We start from the raw sequence: 17,024 nt of genomic DNA on the forward strand, positions 1-17,024 counted from the left end.
TGCCCCGAAGTGAAAGGCCCGCACGTTTCGCGCGGGCCCCGTTTTTTTTCAAATCAGCCGATCAGAGGGCTGCCTTGATCTTTTCGGCAACTTCCGGCGTGACCCATGTGGTCCAGATGTTCTCGTAGTTTTCCAGGAAGTAGTACGCACCGTCTTCGTTGGTCGCCTGGTTGTCCTGCATCCAGGCCAGAACCTGGCCGACGGTCCTGTTGTCCCAGGTCCGGCCCTTGATGTAATCCATGGTCGGACCCGCCTTCGTGGAGAACTCGTCGGTCACGACAGTGTAGACCTCGGATTTCGACCAGGCGTTCGGCTTCGGCTCAAGGCAGTTCTCGATCGAGGTGCACTTGTCCCACTCTTCCTTGTCGTGTTCGACTTCGAAATCGAGCAGGGTCATGTCGTACTTGCCGAGAATGGCCGTCGGTGCCCAGTAGTAGCCGAGCCAGCCGGTCTTGCGCTCGTAAGCGCGCGACAGGGACCCGTCGAGGCCGGCTGCAGAGCCTGAATCGACAAGCTCAAATCCGGCTTCTTCGAAATTGAACGCGTTGAACAGGTTTCCGGTGGTGATGCGGCAGTTCCACCCGGTCGGGCAGGTGAAGAACGCACCCTTGCTTTCGTCTTCGGCGCCCGGAAACAGTTCCGGATGCTTGAGCACATCGGCGATGGTGTGGATGTCGTGTTCGTCAGCGATATAGGTCGGGATCCAGAAGCCCTCGACACCACCTTCGTTGAGGATTTCGCCACCGATGAGCAGGGACCCTTCGGCCACGGCCTTGTCGAGCGGCTCGCGAATGGCATTGATCCAGAGCTCAGGCGCCATGTCGGGTTCGGCCTTCTCCTTCATCGAGGTGAAGGTCGGCATCGTGTCGCCGGTCACCAGCTCCACCTTGCAGCCGTAACCGTTCTCCAGAATGATCTTGTCGATTTGTGCGATCGCGCCGGCCGAAGCCCAGTTCATTTCGGCGACGGTCACCGTGCCGCAATCTTCGGCCATGGCGGATGACGCCATGCCGACAAACGCGGTCGCTGCGACCGAGACAAACAACTTATTCATGAGGATACTCCTGTGCAGTCTATTTGCTTTATTTCCAATTGGGCGCAACGTGCAAACACCCCGAAAGAGGTATTCAGCATCGAGCGCATCCAACGAAAAAGTATAATCGGACAAGAACGCAAAACAGCTGCGAAGGCCACTAGATTAAACTTGTTTAATTTAGCCTTCACTTGACGCATATACGCTGTTCTTGCTCCAACACCCGTGAGATGACCATGACCAAAGGGAAATAATCGCACCCGGTATTTGGTCCGGCTCAGGGCTTTACGGTCGACACCATTGCATTATGCAGCCGTCAGTACAACAGTATAGACGTAATTCCCATGGCAATCATATCGTAAATTTCAACAACAAGCCCGTAAACGACATTTTCATGCCTGTATTCGCCGCTACGGATAACATCCTTTCCAGAAAATGATTCTTCCGTGCGGCGCCAGCCGCCAGCAAGCCCCGGCTTTTCGCGTCAAGCTTGCAGTTCCCGACTCTGCGCGGCTTTCCCGCATGCCTTCTGAAGACCCTCTCGCCGCCCCGGATGCAGAACGGCCCGGCCGCTTCCGCTGGAGTTGCATCGGCAGCCGCAACATTTTCATTGTATTGCGCGAATTCTGCTGCCAAGAGACCTTCAACACATGGGAGACTCCGATGCAGCCGTGCTTTCATCTTGCCTATCACGTGACCGATCTTGACGCGGCCCGCGCTTTCTACGGCGGCCTGCTGGGCTGCGCGGAGGGCCGCAGCACCGGCACCTGGGTCGATTTCAATTTCTTCGGTCATCAGATCTCGCTTCATCTCGGCACGCCGTTCCGGACCGGCAACACCGGCAAGGTCGGCGACCACATGGTGCCGATGCCTCATCTCGGCGTCGTGCTGGACATGGCGGCATGGAAGGCCCTCGCAACCAGACTGACGGAGGCCGGGCTCACCTTCATCATCGCGCCGACAATCCGCTTCGAAGGCGAGCCCGGTGAGCAGAGCACCATGTTTTTTACCGACCCATGCGGTAACCCGATCGAAATCAAGGGCTTCGCCGACGAGTCCGGAGTTTTCGCCTCATGATGCCGATTGTTCCCTTCGTTTCCCCGCCCGAGTCCGGTGAACGGACCACCTGGGAGGAAATCCTGCCCGCGGCCCTCTCGGGAATTGTGCAGGTCAAGCCCTTCGATCAGCTGTCGCAGGACGAACGCCGCGCGGCAAAGGTGGCGATCGTCGCCAACCCGAACCCTGCTGATGTGGCTGCGCTGCCCGGCCTCGTCTGGGTCCAGAGCCTGTGGGCCGGCGTCGAACGCCTGGCGGCGAACCTGCCCAAGGACGGCCCGCTGATCGTGCGCCTCACCGATCCGCGCATGGCGGAAACCATGTCGGAAGCCGTGCTGGCCTGGACGCTCTATCTCCACCGGGACATGCCGCGCTACATGGCCCAGCAGCGCGCCCGGGTCTGGCGCGAGCATGACCTGACGGGTCCGGAGGAACGCACGGTCGGCATTCTCGGTCTTGGCAAGCTCGGCAGCGCCTCCGCGCAACGTCTCGCAGCAAACGGTTTCAACGTTCTGGGCTGGAGCCGCAGTGAGAAGACCCTGGACGGCATTCAGTGCCACCATGGACCGGACGGCCTGCGTGCCGTCCTGAAGCAATCGGACATCAACGTTCTGCTGATGCCGTTGACGGACGAAACCCGCGGCCTGATCGGCGCCCGGGAACTGTCGGCCTGCAAGGAGGGCGCGGCCCTGATCAACTTCGCCCGCGGTCCGATACTGGATGAAACCGCCCTGCTGAGCGCTCTCGACGACGGCCCGCTCAGCCACGCGGTGCTGGATGTCTTCAACGAGGAGCCCCTGCCCGCGTCCCATCCGTTCTGGCAACACGAGGGCATCACGGTCCTGCCGCATGTCTCGGCGCCGACCACCAGGGCCACCGCCGCAAAGCTCGTCGCGGAAAACATCGCCCGGTATTTCGCGGAAGGCATCATCCCTCCGGCTGTTGACAGACGTCGCGGGTATTGAGATTTCCGGCTGCGACGTCGCAATAGTGTCAAGGAAACCGATCTATCTGGCAAACACTCACTCCGTTTTCCCAGACCAGGTATCCTCATGTCCGATCTTCCCGTCCTTGGCGCCGCGCTCACCCTCAAGTCCCTTCAGATCCACCACAAGCTGATGCTCGACAAGCCGAGGGATCTTGAGCTGCAGGATTTCTGGCCGGCGGAAGTCCTGAATGGCGACTGGAAGCCACAAGTCGAACTGGCGAGAAAACTGCTGGACGGCCACCAGGGCCGCCTCGGCATCCATGGGCCGTTCTGGGGGTTCACCATCGACTCGCGCGACGTCGATGTCCGCCAGATCGTCAGGAAGCGGCTGCTGCAGGGCCTGGAGGTCTGCGAGGCCCTTGGCGGCACCCACATGGTGGTGCACAGCCCCTATTCCACCTGGGACCACAACAATCTCGACAATTATGAGACCGGACGCCAGGACAAGATCGCGCTCTGCCACGACACCATGAAGGACGCGGTCAGGCGCGCCGAGGACATCGGCTGCGAACTGGTGATCGAGAATATCGAGGACAAGGATCCCCATGCCCGCATCGAACTGGCCGAAAGCTTCGGCTCGGAAGCGGTCAGGATCTCCATCGACACCGGCCACGCCCATTATGCCCACGGCACCACCGGTGCCCCGCCGGTCGACTATTTCGTCAAGGCCGCCGGCAACTCTCTGCGCCACATCCACCTGCAGGACGCCGACGGCTATGCCGACCGCCACTGGACCCTCGGCGAAGGCACCATCAACTGGCATTCGGTGTTCGACGCCCTCGGCAAGCTTGACAGCGACCCGCGTCTGATCGTCGAACTCCGCGACCACTCCGGCCTCCCCGCCTCCATCGCCAACATGTCGGCGCTTGGACTGGCGCAGTAAAGAAGCCTACGGACTTGTGATCGAACGTTAGCGGACAGACAAATGCGGATGACCTATCTAGTTGCCTGAGCGGCCCAGCGACTGATTGGCCGGCATCAGGTGACAATCATCGAAGGACCGCACAGATCACATGCTTGAATTGCCGCTTGCGTATCTCGCCGGGCTATTGACGCTTGTAAATCCCTGTGTCTTGCCCGTCCTGCCGATTGTCCTGGCCTCCGCGCTAAGCCAGGACCGACGCGCTCCTCTGGCTTTGGCCGCAGGTATGAGCGTCTCATTTGTGGCGGTCGGCATGCTTGTGGCGACTGTCGGCTACGCCATCGGCCTGACGGTCGATCTCATGTCCAGGATCGGTGCGGTCCTCATGATGGTGTTCGGTACGGTGCTGCTTGTACCAGCCTTTTCCCAGCGCTTCGAACTCGCCTTTGCCGGCCTGTCAGGCTCGGCCGGTCAGAAGATGACCGACACCGGCCCGGATGGCCTCAAGGGGCAGTTCCTCGGCGGTGTCCTGCTGGGGGCTGTCTGGTCACCGTGCATCGGCCCGACCCTGGGCGGGGCGGTCGCCCTTGCCTCGCAGGGGCAAAATCTCGCATGGGCGGCGCTCATAATGGTGTTTTTCGCACTCGGCGTATCAACGTTGATCGTTGGACTCGGGCTCGGCGCCCGGGAAACGCTGCGCAATCGGACGGACAAGCTGCGTGGCATCGCCGAACGGTCGAAGCCTGTCATGGGCGCCGTCTTCCTGACTGTGGGCCTCCTGCTCTTTTTCAACGTCAATCACATCATAGACGCATGGGCCATGCAGATCATGCCCATCTGGCTTCAGGACCTCTCGGTCCGGTTCTAACCTCTGCAATGGAAAGGGAATCCGATGAACAGACGTATGTTTATAGGTTTGATGGCCACGAGCGCGCTTGGCACCGGCCTTCTCCCGGCCACAGCCCTGGCAAACGGGCTGGTCGACTACAAGCCCGGTCTCATTGAACAGCATCTGGCCGCCGGCAAAACCGTGTTCGTCGATTATGCCGCCAGCTGGTGCAGCACCTGCGCCCGGCAGGAACGCGTGATCAGCGCGCTGCGCGCCGCCAATCCTGACTATGATCAGGCCATGGTGTTTGTGCGGGTCGACTGGGACGACTACAGCAACCACGAGGTGGCGGTTTCACGCAGGATCCCCCGCCGCTCCACATTGCTTGTCCTGAAGGGCGACAAGGAGCTCGGCCGCATCGTTGCAGGGACAAGCGAAGAGCAGATCAAATCCTTGCTGGACACCGGTTTACAGGCAGGCACTTGACCTGAATGCCCCGCATGCTGCGGGGCTTTTCCATTCCGGGCCTGGCTACCCCATCGCCCAGGGGCCATGGTAGCCGCTGCCGTCCTTGTCGGTGCGTTCAAAACCGTGGGCGCCGAAGAAGTCGCGCTGGCCCTGCAGCATGTTGGCGGTGGAGCGGGCCGTGCGCATGATGTCGAAATAGGACAGCGCCGCGGACAGCGCGGGCACCGGCAAGCCGTGCAGGGCCGCCTGTGCCACCACCTGGCGCAGGCTCGCCTCGGTTTCCTTCAGCTTTTGCGAAAAGAACGGCGCCAGCATCAGGTTGCGCTCCGCGTCGTCGGCAAGCGCCGACGACATGTCGTTGAGCATGGCGGAGCGGATGATGCAGCCGTTGCGCCAGATCCGGGCGATTTCGGGAAGCGGCATGGCCCAGCCATATTGCCGCGCGGCTTCCAGGATCAGGCCGAAGCCCTGCGCATAACAGATGATCTTGCCGGCCACGAGCGCTGCCTCCAGCGCGTCGATGGTGACCGCTTCGCGGTCGATCGCGTTGGGTGCCGCGCCGAACGCGGCCTCGCCCGCCTTGCGCTCGTCGAGTCGCGCCGACATGTTGCGCGCTGCCACCGCAGCCTCGATCGCACTGGCTGGCGTGCCCAGCATCAGGGCCTCGATCGCGGTCCAGCGACCCGTGCCCTTCTGGCCGGCCTTGTCCAGGATGATGTCCAGCATCGGCCTGCCGGTTTCCGGATCCGCGGTTCCGGCCACCTTGCCGGAAATCTCGATCAGATAGGACTGCAGGATACCGCCGTTCCATTTTTCGAAAACACCGCCGGTCTCCGCCGCCGACAGGCCGAAGCCGTCGCGCATGACACCATAGACCTCGGCAATCATCTGCATGTCCGCATATTCGATGCCGTTGTGCACGGTCTTGACCAGGTGCCCCGCCCCGGCTTCGCCGAGATAGGCCGCGCAAGGCTCGGAGCCGTGCTTGGCGGAAATCGCTTCAAGAATATGCCCGACCTGGTCCCAGGCATCCTTCGCACCGCCGCCCATGATCGACGGGCCGAACCGGGCACCTTCCTCACCGCCGGAAACGCCGATGCCCATGAAACGCGGACCGTGTTCAGCCGCTTCCGCAGCGCGGCGGTTGGTGTCGTGGTAATTGGCGTTGCCCGCGTCGATGATCAGGTCCCCGGCATCCAGCAGCGGCCTGAGCGCCGCGATCTGCGCATCGACGGCTTCGCCCGCGGGCACCATCAGGATGACCGCACGCGGCGACCTGATCGAAGCGACGAAGGCTTCGAGCGTCTTCGACGGTACGAGCTTGCCCGCAAGATCGCCGGCTTTTGTGACGAACTGGTCGGTCTTTTCCACCGTCCGGTTGAAAACCGCGATCTGGAACCCGTGCTCGGCGATATTGAGCGCCAAGTTCCCGCCCATCGTGCCGAGGCCGATCAGGCCGATTTCAGCAGTCGCACCCTGTGAGCTCATGAAAACGCCTTTCTCAAATCGATTAATGTCTGGTGCGGGGGTGATAGCGGACCGGAATGCATCCGGCAATGCTCGCATTCGGGCGAAGCCGCGAAGTGTCCCGGCACAGGCCGCAATACGGGAACGCGCGATTCAGCTCATTCGGCAGGGTTCGGTACTTTTGCCGGGCAGGTAAAAAAAATCTGTCACACAAGCCTGTTACCGCAATGGCTATCCGCAACCCCCTTCCGCGGTTCCGCGCAAAGGATCTGTCACATGAAAAATCTTCTGATTGCAGCCGGCCTCCTGGCCGCCGTGTCATCATCGGCTTTCGCCGGGGATGTTTCCGGCAAGCTCGTTGTCTACACGTCCCAGCCGAACGCGGACGCCCAGGCGACCGTCGACGCCTTCACCGCGACGCACCCGGGCGTCGAGGTCGAGTGGGTGCGCGACGGCACCACCAAGATGATGGCCAAGCTGCGCGCCGAATTCGAGGCCGGAGCCCCCAAGCCCGACATCCTCCTGATCGCCGACATGGTCACCATGGAAGGCCTGAAGCAGGAAGGCCGCCTGATGGCCCATGAAGGCGCCGATGTGTCCGCCTACGATCCGGCGATCATGGACACGGACAAGAGCTACTTCTCCACCAAGCTGATCACCTCGGGCATCGTCTACAACACCAATGCACCGATGAAGCCGGCCTCCTACAAGGATCTGCTGAAGGAAGAGGCCAAGGACAAGCTGGCAATGCCGTCGCCGCTGACGTCCGGCGCCGCGACCATCCACATGGCCGCCCTGACCGCCAACCCGGACCTCGGCTGGGCCTATTATGAAGGTCTCGCCGACCAGGGCGCCAACCCGAAGGGCGGCAACGGCGGCACCTACAAGGCAATCGCCGGCGGCGAGAAGCTCTACGGCTTTGTCGTCGACTTCCTGCCGATCCGCGAGCAGCTGAAGGGCGCTCCGGTCGCATTCGTGTTCCCGGAAGAAGGCGTTTCCGCCGTCACCGAACCGGTCGCGATCCTTTCCACCGCGCAGAACCCGGATGCAGCCAAGGCCTTTGTCGACTTCCTGATTTCCGAAGACGGCCAGAAGCTCGCCGCCTCACAGGGATACCTGCCGGCGCATCCGGGTATCACAGCTCCGGAAGGCTTCCCGGCCCGCGACCAGATCAAGCTGATGGCGTTCGATCCGGCTGTGGCCCTGGAACAGGACCAGGCCAACAAGATCAAGTTCACCGAAATCTTCGGCGGCTGATCCGCTCAAGGCAACCAAACCGGGCAGCGCGGCAAAGGCTGCGCTGCCGTTCTCTCACTTCGGACGTCATTCTGGACTGGCGCGGCACAAGCCGCGCGTCGATCCGGAATGACGTCTGAATATTATAGTCGGGTCCAGTGCAGTCCTCGCAGCTTTCCGAAAGATCGACCCTCGCGCTCCTTGTTCTCGGCGCCACGCTGATCTGCGGGCTGCCTCTCCTGCTGCTGTTCAGGACCGGGCTGACAAGTGACGCCGGGCTCGATCTCGGACCGTTGCTCGAGGCCGTTCAGAGCCGGTCGGTGCAACGCGCGCTCTGGCACTCCATCGAAAGCAGTTTTCTGTCCGCCCTGGGCGCCACGGCGCTCGGCACCCTGCTGGCGCTTCTGGTCGGGTTGACGGATATCCGCGCCAAGGGCCTGCTGGTGTTTCTGATCCTGCTGCCGATGATGATCCCGCCCCATGTGACCGCCATCGCCTGGATCCAGGCGCTCGGTCCCGCCAGTCCGGTCCTGCGCTGGCTCGGTCTGGCACCGGAGCTGGGTTCCACCCATCCGCTTTATTCCCGCGAAGGCCTGGTGCTGCTGCTCACCCTTCAGCACAGCCCGCTGGTGTTTCTGCTGGTGCGCGCCGCCCTGCGGTCTCTTCCAAGAGAATTGTCGGATGCCGCCCGCGTTTCCGGAGCCGGGGCGGTCCTGATGCTGCGCCGGATCACCCTGCCGCTGCTGGCCCCGTCCCTGCTGGCGGGCTTCGCGCTTGCCTTTGTCGCAGCGCTCGGAAATTTCGGCATCAACGCACTGATCGGCATTCCGGCACGCTACACCACGCTGCCGGTGCTGGTCTGGCGACGGCTGGCAAGTTTCGGGCCGGATGTCCTGCCCAATGTCGCCGTGATCTCCGTGATCCTCGCCCTGGTCGCGCTTGGTGCCATTGTGCTGCAAAGCTTCCTGCAACGGCGCATGCGCACCAGCCTGATCGGACTGCCCCAGGCGCCGCTGGTTCTTTCCCTGGGCAGAAAGCGCCCCTACGCCGAAGCGTGCCTGTGGGCGTTCGTCGCGTCCGTCCTGTTGCTGCCGGCCGCGTCGCTGCTGGCGACCGCGCTGGTCCAGACCTACGGCCTGCCGCTGTCTGCCGCCACCCTGACCCTGGACAATTTCACCGAGGTGCTCTGGCGCCAGTCGGTCACCTTGCGCGCCTTCGCCAATTCCACCTTCATCGCCGGTCTCGCCGCCGGTGTCATCGCCCTCGCCAGCCTGTTCCTGGGCTACTTTCTTTCGCACCGGCGTGCCGGTCACCGGCGCTGGGCGGGACTGGTGCTGACCCAGGCCGAAATCGCCTTCGCCGTGCCCGGCCTGGTCATGTCGATCGCCTTCATCCTGGCCTTCATCCGGCCGCTGCCCGTGCTGAATGTCTCGCTCTACGGCACCCTCTGTATCATCGGGCTGGCCTATCTGTCGGTATTCATGGCCGTCGGCCTGAAGCCGGTCGCCGCCGCCTTCCTGCAGATGGACGGCGCCCTGGAGGACGCCGCCAGGGTCTCCGGCGCCGGCTTTTTCCGCCGCATGCGGACAATCTTCGCACCGCTGGTCGCACCGTCGGCCACATCCGGCGCCATTCTGGTCTTCCTGACAGCCTATAACGAGATCACCGTGTCGGCCCTGTTGTGGTCCACCGGCAACGAGACCATCGGCACCACCATCTTCAACTACGAGGACGGCGGCTACACCACACTGGCAGCGGCCATGTCCGTCGTGGTGGTTGCCGCGACGGTCCTGATCATGCTGGCGATGAACACCCTGGCCGGACGGGTTCCGGCGGGAACGGTTCCCTGGAAGGATTGAAAAGCAGCGGTAGACAACCGGTGTCATCCCGCACGCAGCGAAGCGGAGATGCGGGACCCAGGACTCCGTGCGCTGTATTTCTTGTCCGGTGCAATTCGATAATCTCATTCCTCCCCGGAGTCCCGGGTCTCCGCTTTTGCGGAGATGACACATTGGAGTGTGTCCCTACCTCGGCAGCACCCACCCGCGCAGAACGGTGAGCCGCAGCAAGTCACCCGGCGCTGCCTTGCGAGGCATTGTCATCATCAGGGGCTGATCGAGGCCCTCGACCGAGACGAAAACCTCCCAGTGGCCGCCGCGATAGATGATCCGCGCAACCCGCCCTTCAAAGCCGGTCGCTCCGGTGGCCGGCACCACATGTTCGGGACGCAGAAGCAGCGTGGCCGGACCGGGTGCGGTCCCGTCCGGGCAATCCACCTCCACGGTGACGTCACCGAAGCGGATCACCGCATTGCCGCCATCCACCTGCTCCACCGTGACCGGAACCAGCGAACTGCGCCCGATGAACCCGGCCACCCGTTTCGAGTTCGGCCGGCGATAGAGCGTGTCGGGATCGCTCACCTGCAGGATCTCGCCGTCCCACATGACGGCGACCTGATCGGCCAGCGCCATCGCCTCGCGCTGATCATGGGTGATGAACAGCGTGGTTGCGCCGCTGGCCTTGTGAAAGGAGGCGAGTTCCTCTTCCATGGCACTTCTGAGATGCGGGTCCAGATTGGCGAGCGGTTCGTCCATGAGCACGGTGGCGGCCCCTTGCGCCAGGCAACGCGCCAGAGCCACCCGCTGGCGCTGACCGCCGGACAGCTCCGCCGGCTTGCGCTGCACGAACGGTGTCAGCGCGACGGTCTCCAGGCACTCGGCCACCCGGGCTGAGACAGCGGACCGCCGCTTGCCCAGGGTTTCCAGGGGAAAGGCGACATTGCCGGCAACGCTCATGTGCGGCCACAGCGCATAGGACTGGAACACGACGCCGACCTGCCGGTCTTCGGGAGCCAGGTGAAATCCGTCACGGGCGACCGGCAATCCGTCCAGCAGGATTTCACCCTGATCGATCGGCTCCAGCCCGGCGATTGCCCTGAGCAACGTGGACTTGCCACAGCCCGACGGCCCCAGAACGACAAAGAAACTGCCCTCCTCGATCGACAGGGAAATGCCGTTCAACGCCCTGTGCGGACCGAAAGATTTGGATACGGAGGCAAGCTGGATGGACATGCTTTCCGGTAGCGCCCTCCTGTGACAGCTTCATTACATTGTCACAATTTACGATAAACACATTCATCGCAGGCGCAACAGCAGATCGACTTCCTCTTCCAGCGCCCGGCCATAGGCGCGCGCTGCCGGCGCGTTGCTGTGCATCAGGGTCTCGTGCCGGAACAGGCAATAGGCGGCGAAGCACCAGTGATAGGCGCCGCGCTCCTCAACAAACCGCCCGACCGTCGTCTGATCCGGATAGTTTTGCAGGAACAGGTCCTCTACGTGGGCGACGAGCGGATGCAGGCCGTACAAGGTGGCAAGACCGGGAGACACGAAACAGGCGATGTCCTCGACCGGATCGCCCAGTCCGGCGAACTGCCAGTCGATCAGGCGCGCACCGTCCGCCGTTGCCTGAATGGTCCCGAGGCAGAAACTGCGGTGCACCAGCGCGCGCGCGACCTGCCTGCGCATTACTGCGGCTTCGGCAGGCCGCAACCGTTTCAGGTTAGCCGCCTTGCGGCTGTCGGGGATGGCCGCCAGCATGGCATCGCCGCGCTTCAGGACCTCGTGATAGCCGGCAGGCGTGGTCTGGTGACCGGGCACCGGCTCCGACAGCGCGGCGAACCGGCCGATCAGGTCGGCGACCTCGCCGATGTCGATCTCGTTGTCCAGCGGACTTGGATAGCCATAGACCAGAAGCGGCGTTCCGGCCGGGCTTTCCTCGAACAGTTCCAGGTCGGGAGACAGGTCGTACCGGGCCAGCACGGCGAGCGCGTCGGCTTCCTGCCGGGGCAAGGTCGGGTAAAGCGGATTGTTCTCGCTTTCGGGAAAGAACTCCTTGACGACATAACTGCGCCCGGGAACGTCAAGGCGCCAGAACCGGCAGGTGTAGGCCACCGGCAACGGGCGCAGACGGGCCCCTGACCAATCCGGCACCGGCAGCCGCACTTTCAGAAAATCGAACAGGTCTGCATCCGAAAGCTGTGCGTTCACGCCAGATCCTCAAGTGTCGTTTCTCCTGTTCTGATCACCCCGGCAGGCCTGTCCGTCAAGCCAAACTTTGCAATGCTCCGGTGCCCGCGGCCCCCACTGGCGCAGATGTCGGAGACGGAGCACTGCTGGTCGTTCTGGGACCACCCGGAAAATCGTCTGCTTCCGCTAGGGTGTGGGTTACCGGGCCGGGCCCGTGTTCAGCGGCCAGGCCTGGCCCTGATGCAACATGGCGGACCAGACAATGACGGACATGGAGACAGCATCCCTGAGAGCGGCAGCGGAAACGCAACCCGCACGCCGCGGCCGTCGGCGCAGGGGGGGCGACAAGCCGGGCCCTGAACTGTTTCCGCAAAAACCGTTCAGACAGCCGCGCCACCTTTTCAAACCGCTGGAAGCCGTCTCCGCGGACGAACTCGAGGCCATTCACGATGCCTCCATGCGCGTTCTGGAAGAGATCGGCATCGATTTCCTGCATGACGACGCCAAAGCCATGCTGAAAGCCGCGGGTGCGGACGTGAAGCCGGGCGAGGACCGCGTCCGCATGGACCGCGCCATGGTCGCGGAGCTTGTGGCGAAGGCCCCCGCCGAGTTCACCCTGCGAGCGCGCAACCGCGCCCATGATCTGCAGATCGGTGGTAACGCCATCGCCTTTTCCTGCGTCGCCAGTGCCCCCAACGCGGTCGACCGGGACGCTGGACGGCGGCCCGGCAACCAGGAGGATTATCGCAACTTCCTGAAGCTCGCCCAGTTCTTCAACATCATCCATTGCGTGATGGGTTACCCGGTCGAGCCGGTCGACATCCACGCGTCCGTCCGCCATCTCGACTGCATCGCCGACATGCTGCGCCTGACCGACAAGGTCTTTCACATCTATTCGCTGGGCCGCGAGCGTAATCTGGACGGCCTCGAGCTGACCCGGATCGGCTACGGCCTTTCCCCCGAGGAGTTCGTCGAGACGCCGTGCGTGGCGACGGTCATCAACACCTCCTCGCCACTGCGCCTCGACACCCCGATGCTGCAGGGCCTGATCGAGATGGCCAGGGCCGGACAGGTCTCCATCGTGACCCCGTTCACCCTGGCAGGCGCCATGGCCCCGGTGACGGTCGCCGGAGCGCTCGCCTTGCAGAATGCGGAAGCCCTCGCCGGCATCGCCTTTGCCCAGATCGTCCACCCCGGCGCCCCTGTCGTCTATGGCGGTTTCACCTCCAATGTCGACATGAAGTCCGGCGCGCCCGCCTTCGGCACCCCGGAATACATGAAGGCGGCCATTGCGGGCGGACAACTGGCCAGGCGCTACCATCTGCCCTACCGGTCCTCCGGGGTCTGCGCGGCCAACACCGTCGACTATCAGGCCGCGCTCGAGACAACCCTGTCGGAATGGGGTGCGATCAACGGTGGCGCCAACATCATCAAGCACGCTGCCGGCTGGCTGGAAGGTGGCCTCAGCGCAGGCTTCGAGAAATTCATCACCGACATCGACCTCCTGCAGAAGATCGCCGAGTACCTGATGCCGCTTGACGTTTCGGAGGAAGCTCTGGCCGTGGAGGCGATCCGGGACGTGGGCCCCGGCGGGCACTTCTTCGGCACCCAGCACACCCAGGATCGCTACAAGGAGGCGTTTTACGCGCCGATCGTGTCCGACTGGCGCAATTACGAGACCTGGGCCGAAGCCGGCAGCCCGACCGCCCACGACAAGGCCAACAGGCTCTACAAGAAGGCGCTCGAGGCCTATCAGCCCCCCGCCCTTGACCCGGCCATCGACGAGGAGATCACCGCCTTCGTCGACCGGCGCAAGGCCGAAGGCGGCGCCCCCACCGATTTCTGACTTTCAGGCAGAAGAACGAACAGACCCGTCTTTCAGAAAACGGGATTTCCGGAGCGCATTTCATGAAGACCCATACGCAGGTTGTTGTCATTGGCGGCGGTGTTGTCGGCTGCAGCGTGCTTTACCATCTGACCAAGCTCGGCTGGAAGGATGTCACCCTGGTCGAGCGTGACGAGCTGACCTCCGGCTCGTCCTGGCATGCGGCCGGCGGCTTTCACACCCTCAACGGTGACCCGAACGTCGCCCAGTTGCAGAGCTACACCGTCGATCTCTACAAGGAGCTGGAGGAGGTCTCCGGCCAGTCCTGCAGTCTGCACCTCACCGGCGGCGTCATGCTGGCAGATACGCCGGAACGCATGGATTTCCTGCGCCTCGCCCAGGCCAAGGGCCGCTATCTCGGCATGGACCTGGAGCTGATCTCGGTTGCCGAAGCCAAGACCATGTTCCCGATCCTCGACGAGAAACATTTCATCGGCGCCCTCTGGGATCCCGTCGAGGGCCACCTCGATCCGTCGGGCACCACCCATGCCTATGCCAAGGCGGCCCGCGTCAACGGTGCCACGGTCCTTCGCCACACCAAGGTGGAGGAACTGGTGCAGACGCCGGACGGCACCTGGGACGTGATCACCGACAAGGGCACCATCCGCGCCGAGCATGTGGTCAATGCCGGCGGCCTTTGGGCGCGCGAATGCGGCCGCATGGTCGGTATCGAGCTGCCCGTGCTGGCCATGGAGCACATGTATCTGCTGACCGACGAAATGCCGGAAGTGACCGCTCACAACGAGGCGACCGGCAAGGAACTGATCGGCGTGCTCGACTTCGGCGGCGAGATCTACACCCGGCAGGAGGGCAAGGGCGTGCTGCTGGGCACCTATGAGCAGAACTGCCGCCCCTGGAGCCCGCGCGAGACGCCCTGGGATTTCGGCCACGAGCTGCTGCCGCCCGATCTCGACCGCATCGCGCCGGAACTGGAAGTCGGCTTCGAACATTTTCCCGCGCTGCAGAACACCGGCATCAAGCAGATCATCAACGGTCCCTTCACCTTCGCGCCCGACGGCAACCCGCTGGTCGGGCCGGTCCGGGGTCTCAGGAACTACTGGGTTGCCTGCGGCGTCATGGCCGGCTTCAGCCAGGGCGGCGGCGTCGGCCTGACGCTCGCCAACTGGATGATCAACGGCGATCCGGGCTATGACATCTGGGGCATGGACGTCGCCCGCTACGGCTCCTGGGCGACGCTTTCCTACACCAACGCCAAGGTGCGGGAGAACTATCGTCGCCGCTTCCGCATCCGCTTTCCCAACGAGGAACTGCCCGCCGGCCGGCCGCACCAGACCACCCCGCTCTACGATCGCATGCTGGCGCAGGGCGCCGTCATGGGCGACAGCTGGGGATTGGAAACACCGCTCTGGTTCGCGCCGGAAGGCGTCGCGCAGAAAGACATCGTCTCCTTCCGCCGGTCCAACGACTTCGATCCTGTCGGCGCCGAATGCCGCGCCGTTCGCGACAGCGTCGGCATCACCGAGATCGCCAACTTCGCGAAATACGAGATCACCGGGCCAGGTGCGGAAAGCTATCTGTCTCACCTGATGACCAACACCATGCCGAAAGTGGGCCGCATCGTGCTGACGCCGATGCTGAACGAAAACGGCAAGCTGATCGGCGATTTCACCATCGCCCGCGCGGACAGGGAAAAATTCTTCATGTTCGGCTCGTCCCAGGCCGAAATCACCCACATGCGCTGGTTCGAGCAGCATCTTCCAGGCGACGGCTCGGTGACACTGCGCGCCATCAATCTGGGTTGGGTCGGGCTGTCGATTGCCGGGCCCAACGCCCGCAAGGTGCTGGCCAAGGTCACCGGCGACGACGTCTCGGGCGACGCCTTCCGCTTCATGGATTTTCGCGAGATGGACGTCGCCAGCGCCCCCTGCAAGGTCAACCGCATCTCCTACACCGGCGATCTCGGCTTTGAGATCTGGATGACGCCGGAATACGAGCGCCAGGTCTATGAGGCGCTGATGGCCGCCGGCACCGAATTCGGCATCCGCAATTTCGGCATGCGCGCGCTTCTGTCCCTGCGGCTTGAAAAGAACTTCGGCACCTGGTTCCGCGAATTCCGCCCGATCTACGGCCCATTCGAGGCCGATCTCGGCCGCTTCGTGAAACTCGACAAGGCCGACTTCATCGGCAAGGACGCCGCCCGCAAGGAATTCGAGGAAGGCCCGAAGCGCCTGCGGGTCAGCTTCGCAGTCGATGCCGCGGATGCCGATGTCATGGGAGACGAGCCGGTCTGGCACGAGGGCAAGGTGATCGGCTGGGTCACGTCAGGCGGCTATGCCCACTTTGTCGAAAAATCGCTGGCACAAGGCTACATACCGGCAGACATCGCCAAGGACCTCGGCGAAGGCGCTTTCCAGATCGAGATCCTGGGCGAACGCCGCAAGGCGACCATTCTGACCGAACCACCGTTCGACCCGAAGGCGGAACGCATGCGGATGTAGTTGTTGCCTTCAGGAAGCCTGGCCGCCGCCACCGCGTCAACCCGCTGAACATCTCCGGAAAGCTCATGCGGCCAGGGACGTGCGGGCATCTACTCCTTCGGGCCAACAGCTTTTGCATGCTTTGCTGGCCGAGTAGATCAGGTCGACGCCACCAGGATCACAGCCATCGCGATGCCATAGGCCAGCACGCCACCGATGATCCAAAGATGCTGATTGTTGAAACCGAGTTTCTTCTCCACCCGGTCCGAAAACAGCTTCAGGAGTTCGGGCCACGTGTAGGAGACGAAATCACCCTGAGTCATGATCGACACGAGTTTTCCCGCATCGTCCACGACCGGGAGACGGCGGAACCGCTCGTTCGACATCACCCGCAACCAGTCGATGACGTTGTCGTCTTCGCGTGCCATACGCAGATTGGTTGTCATGATTTCAGAAAGTTTGGTCTCATCCGGTTTTTTGTTGTCAGCCACGATCCTGCGCATGAGATCGCGCTCGGTAACCAGCCCGACGACCTTGTTTTCCGTATCCGTGATGATGACGGACCCGATGTTCCGGGACGCCATTTCACGCGCGGCCTCCAGGACTGTCTGGTCAGGTCCTGCGGTAAAGGGCTGGGGTTTGGAAAGATACTCGATCCGTTCTCTGATCTTCATGGCCTGACTCCTGTGTTGCATCACAGGACTTACGCCGCGGACGGAATGCCGGTTTACTGAAGG

At 63.0% G+C, this 17,024-nt stretch carries 15 protein-coding genes; 9 read left to right on the plus strand and 6 right to left on the minus strand.

The genetic code is table 11. The annotated features are described in order from the left end of the window. Window positions 1–61 precede the first annotated feature (61 nt). Window positions 62–1,054, minus strand: a complete 993-nt coding sequence (locus tag WNZ15_RS10470) for a glycine betaine ABC transporter substrate-binding protein (RefSeq protein ID WP_342892916.1) — start codon at window positions 1,052–1,054, stop codon at window positions 62–64. 330 nt (window positions 1,055–1,384) lie between these two features. Further along, the gene (locus tag WNZ15_RS10475) at window positions 1,385–1,669 is read right to left on the minus strand and encodes a hypothetical protein (RefSeq protein WP_342892917.1); all 285 of its coding nucleotides are present in this window, start codon (window positions 1,667–1,669) and stop codon (window positions 1,385–1,387) included. A 27-nt stretch (window positions 1,670–1,696) separates the two neighbouring features. Here WNZ15_RS10475 and WNZ15_RS10480 point away from each other — a divergent pair, with 27 nt between their 5' ends. The 5 genes from WNZ15_RS10480 (at window position 1,697) to WNZ15_RS10500 (ending at window position 5,254) form a co-directional block, all read left to right on the plus strand. Next, window positions 1,697–2,110, plus strand: coding sequence for a VOC family protein (locus WNZ15_RS10480; RefSeq protein WP_342892918.1), 414 nt, complete (start codon window positions 1,697–1,699; stop codon window positions 2,108–2,110). Further along, a complete protein-coding gene (locus WNZ15_RS10485; protein WP_342892919.1) occupies window positions 2,107–3,054 on the plus strand; it encodes a glyoxylate/hydroxypyruvate reductase A in 948 nt (315 codons plus the stop codon). Before WNZ15_RS10480 ends, WNZ15_RS10485 begins: the two co-directional genes overlap by 4 nt. Window positions 3,055–3,141: 87 nt before the next feature. Continuing rightward, complete coding sequence (locus tag WNZ15_RS10490) at window positions 3,142–3,960, plus strand: sugar phosphate isomerase/epimerase family protein (RefSeq protein ID WP_342892920.1); 819 nt, start codon at window positions 3,142–3,144, stop codon at window positions 3,958–3,960. Between the two features lie 130 nt (window positions 3,961–4,090). Further along, entirely contained in the window at window positions 4,091–4,807 is a 717-nt protein-coding gene (locus tag WNZ15_RS10495) for a cytochrome c biogenesis CcdA family protein (protein WP_342892921.1), read from the plus strand. A 24-nt stretch (window positions 4,808–4,831) separates the two neighbouring features. Further along, window positions 4,832–5,254, plus strand: coding sequence for a thioredoxin family protein (locus tag WNZ15_RS10500; RefSeq protein ID WP_342892922.1), 423 nt, complete (start codon window positions 4,832–4,834; stop codon window positions 5,252–5,254). A gap of 45 nt (window positions 5,255–5,299) precedes the next feature. Here WNZ15_RS10500 and gndA read toward each other — a convergent pair whose 3' ends face one another. Continuing rightward, window positions 5,300–6,724, minus strand: a complete 1,425-nt coding sequence (gene gndA, locus WNZ15_RS10505) for an NADP-dependent phosphogluconate dehydrogenase (RefSeq protein WP_342892923.1) — start codon at window positions 6,722–6,724, stop codon at window positions 5,300–5,302. A 255-nt stretch (window positions 6,725–6,979) separates the two neighbouring features. Between gndA and WNZ15_RS10510 the strand changes: the two genes are divergently transcribed. Both WNZ15_RS10510 and WNZ15_RS10515 read left to right on the plus strand, forming a co-directional pair. After that, the gene (locus WNZ15_RS10510; protein WP_342892924.1) at window positions 6,980–7,960 is read left to right on the plus strand and encodes an ABC transporter substrate-binding protein; all 981 of its coding nucleotides are present in this window, start codon (window positions 6,980–6,982) and stop codon (window positions 7,958–7,960) included. Between the two features lie 137 nt (window positions 7,961–8,097). Further along, window positions 8,098–9,798, plus strand: a complete 1,701-nt coding sequence (locus WNZ15_RS10515) for an iron ABC transporter permease (protein WP_342892925.1) — start codon at window positions 8,098–8,100, stop codon at window positions 9,796–9,798. A gap of 165 nt (window positions 9,799–9,963) precedes the next feature. Here the strand turns inward: WNZ15_RS10515 and WNZ15_RS10520 are convergent, their stop codons facing one another. Continuing rightward, the gene (locus WNZ15_RS10520; RefSeq protein ID WP_342892926.1) at window positions 9,964–11,010 is read right to left on the minus strand and encodes an ABC transporter ATP-binding protein; all 1,047 of its coding nucleotides are present in this window, start codon (window positions 11,008–11,010) and stop codon (window positions 9,964–9,966) included. Between the two features lie 63 nt (window positions 11,011–11,073). Then, window positions 11,074–11,985 carry a phosphotransferase gene (locus WNZ15_RS10525; RefSeq protein ID WP_342892927.1) on the minus strand — a complete coding sequence of 304 codons (912 nt, stop codon included), beginning with the start codon at window positions 11,983–11,985 and terminating at the stop codon, window positions 11,074–11,076. A 226-nt stretch (window positions 11,986–12,211) separates the two neighbouring features. On the opposite strand from WNZ15_RS10525, the gene WNZ15_RS10530 reads away from it, so the two are divergent. Together WNZ15_RS10530 and WNZ15_RS10535 are read left to right on the plus strand one after the other, a co-directional pair. Continuing rightward, window positions 12,212–13,810 (plus strand): trimethylamine methyltransferase family protein, encoded by a 1,599-nt coding sequence (locus WNZ15_RS10530; protein WP_342892928.1) that lies wholly within the window; start codon window positions 12,212–12,214, stop codon window positions 13,808–13,810. Between the two features lie 62 nt (window positions 13,811–13,872). Next, entirely contained in the window at window positions 13,873–16,308 is a 2,436-nt protein-coding gene (locus WNZ15_RS10535) for an FAD-dependent oxidoreductase (RefSeq protein ID WP_342892929.1), read from the plus strand. Window positions 16,309–16,445: 137 nt separating this feature from the next. Here the strand turns inward: WNZ15_RS10535 and WNZ15_RS10540 are convergent, their stop codons facing one another. After that, a complete protein-coding gene (locus WNZ15_RS10540) occupies window positions 16,446–16,961 on the minus strand; it encodes a CBS domain-containing protein (protein ID WP_342892930.1) in 516 nt (171 codons plus the stop codon). Window positions 16,962–17,024 lie beyond the last annotated feature (63 nt).

It is taken from the genome of Roseibium sp. AS2, from assembly GCF_038900065.1.
GTDB lineage: Bacteria > Pseudomonadota > Alphaproteobacteria > Rhizobiales > Stappiaceae > Roseibium.

Coding starts and splice junctions, on each gene's coding strand:
- WNZ15_RS10470 (WP_342892916.1), bottom strand. CDS start 1,054: ATGAATAAGTTGTTTGTCTCGGTCGCAGCGACCGCGTTTGTCGGCATG.
- WNZ15_RS10480 (WP_342892918.1), top strand. CDS start 1,697: ATGCAGCCGTGCTTTCATCTTGCCTATCACGTGACCGATCTTGACGCG.
- WNZ15_RS10485 (WP_342892919.1), top strand. CDS start 2,107: ATGATGCCGATTGTTCCCTTCGTTTCCCCGCCCGAGTCCGGTGAACGG.
- WNZ15_RS10490 (WP_342892920.1), top strand. CDS start 3,142: ATGTCCGATCTTCCCGTCCTTGGCGCCGCGCTCACCCTCAAGTCCCTT.
- WNZ15_RS10495 (WP_342892921.1), top strand. CDS start 4,091: ATGCTTGAATTGCCGCTTGCGTATCTCGCCGGGCTATTGACGCTTGTA.
- WNZ15_RS10500 (WP_342892922.1), top strand. CDS start 4,832: ATGAACAGACGTATGTTTATAGGTTTGATGGCCACGAGCGCGCTTGGC.
- gndA (WP_342892923.1), bottom strand. CDS start 6,724: ATGAGCTCACAGGGTGCGACTGCTGAAATCGGCCTGATCGGCCTCGGC.
- WNZ15_RS10510 (WP_342892924.1), top strand. CDS start 6,980: ATGAAAAATCTTCTGATTGCAGCCGGCCTCCTGGCCGCCGTGTCATCA.
- WNZ15_RS10520 (WP_342892926.1), bottom strand. CDS start 11,010: ATGTCCATCCAGCTTGCCTCCGTATCCAAATCTTTCGGTCCGCACAGG.
- WNZ15_RS10530 (WP_342892928.1), top strand. CDS start 12,212: ATGGCGGACCAGACAATGACGGACATGGAGACAGCATCCCTGAGAGCG.
- WNZ15_RS10535 (WP_342892929.1), top strand. CDS start 13,873: ATGAAGACCCATACGCAGGTTGTTGTCATTGGCGGCGGTGTTGTCGGC.
- WNZ15_RS10540 (WP_342892930.1), bottom strand. CDS start 16,961: ATGAAGATCAGAGAACGGATCGAGTATCTTTCCAAACCCCAGCCCTTT.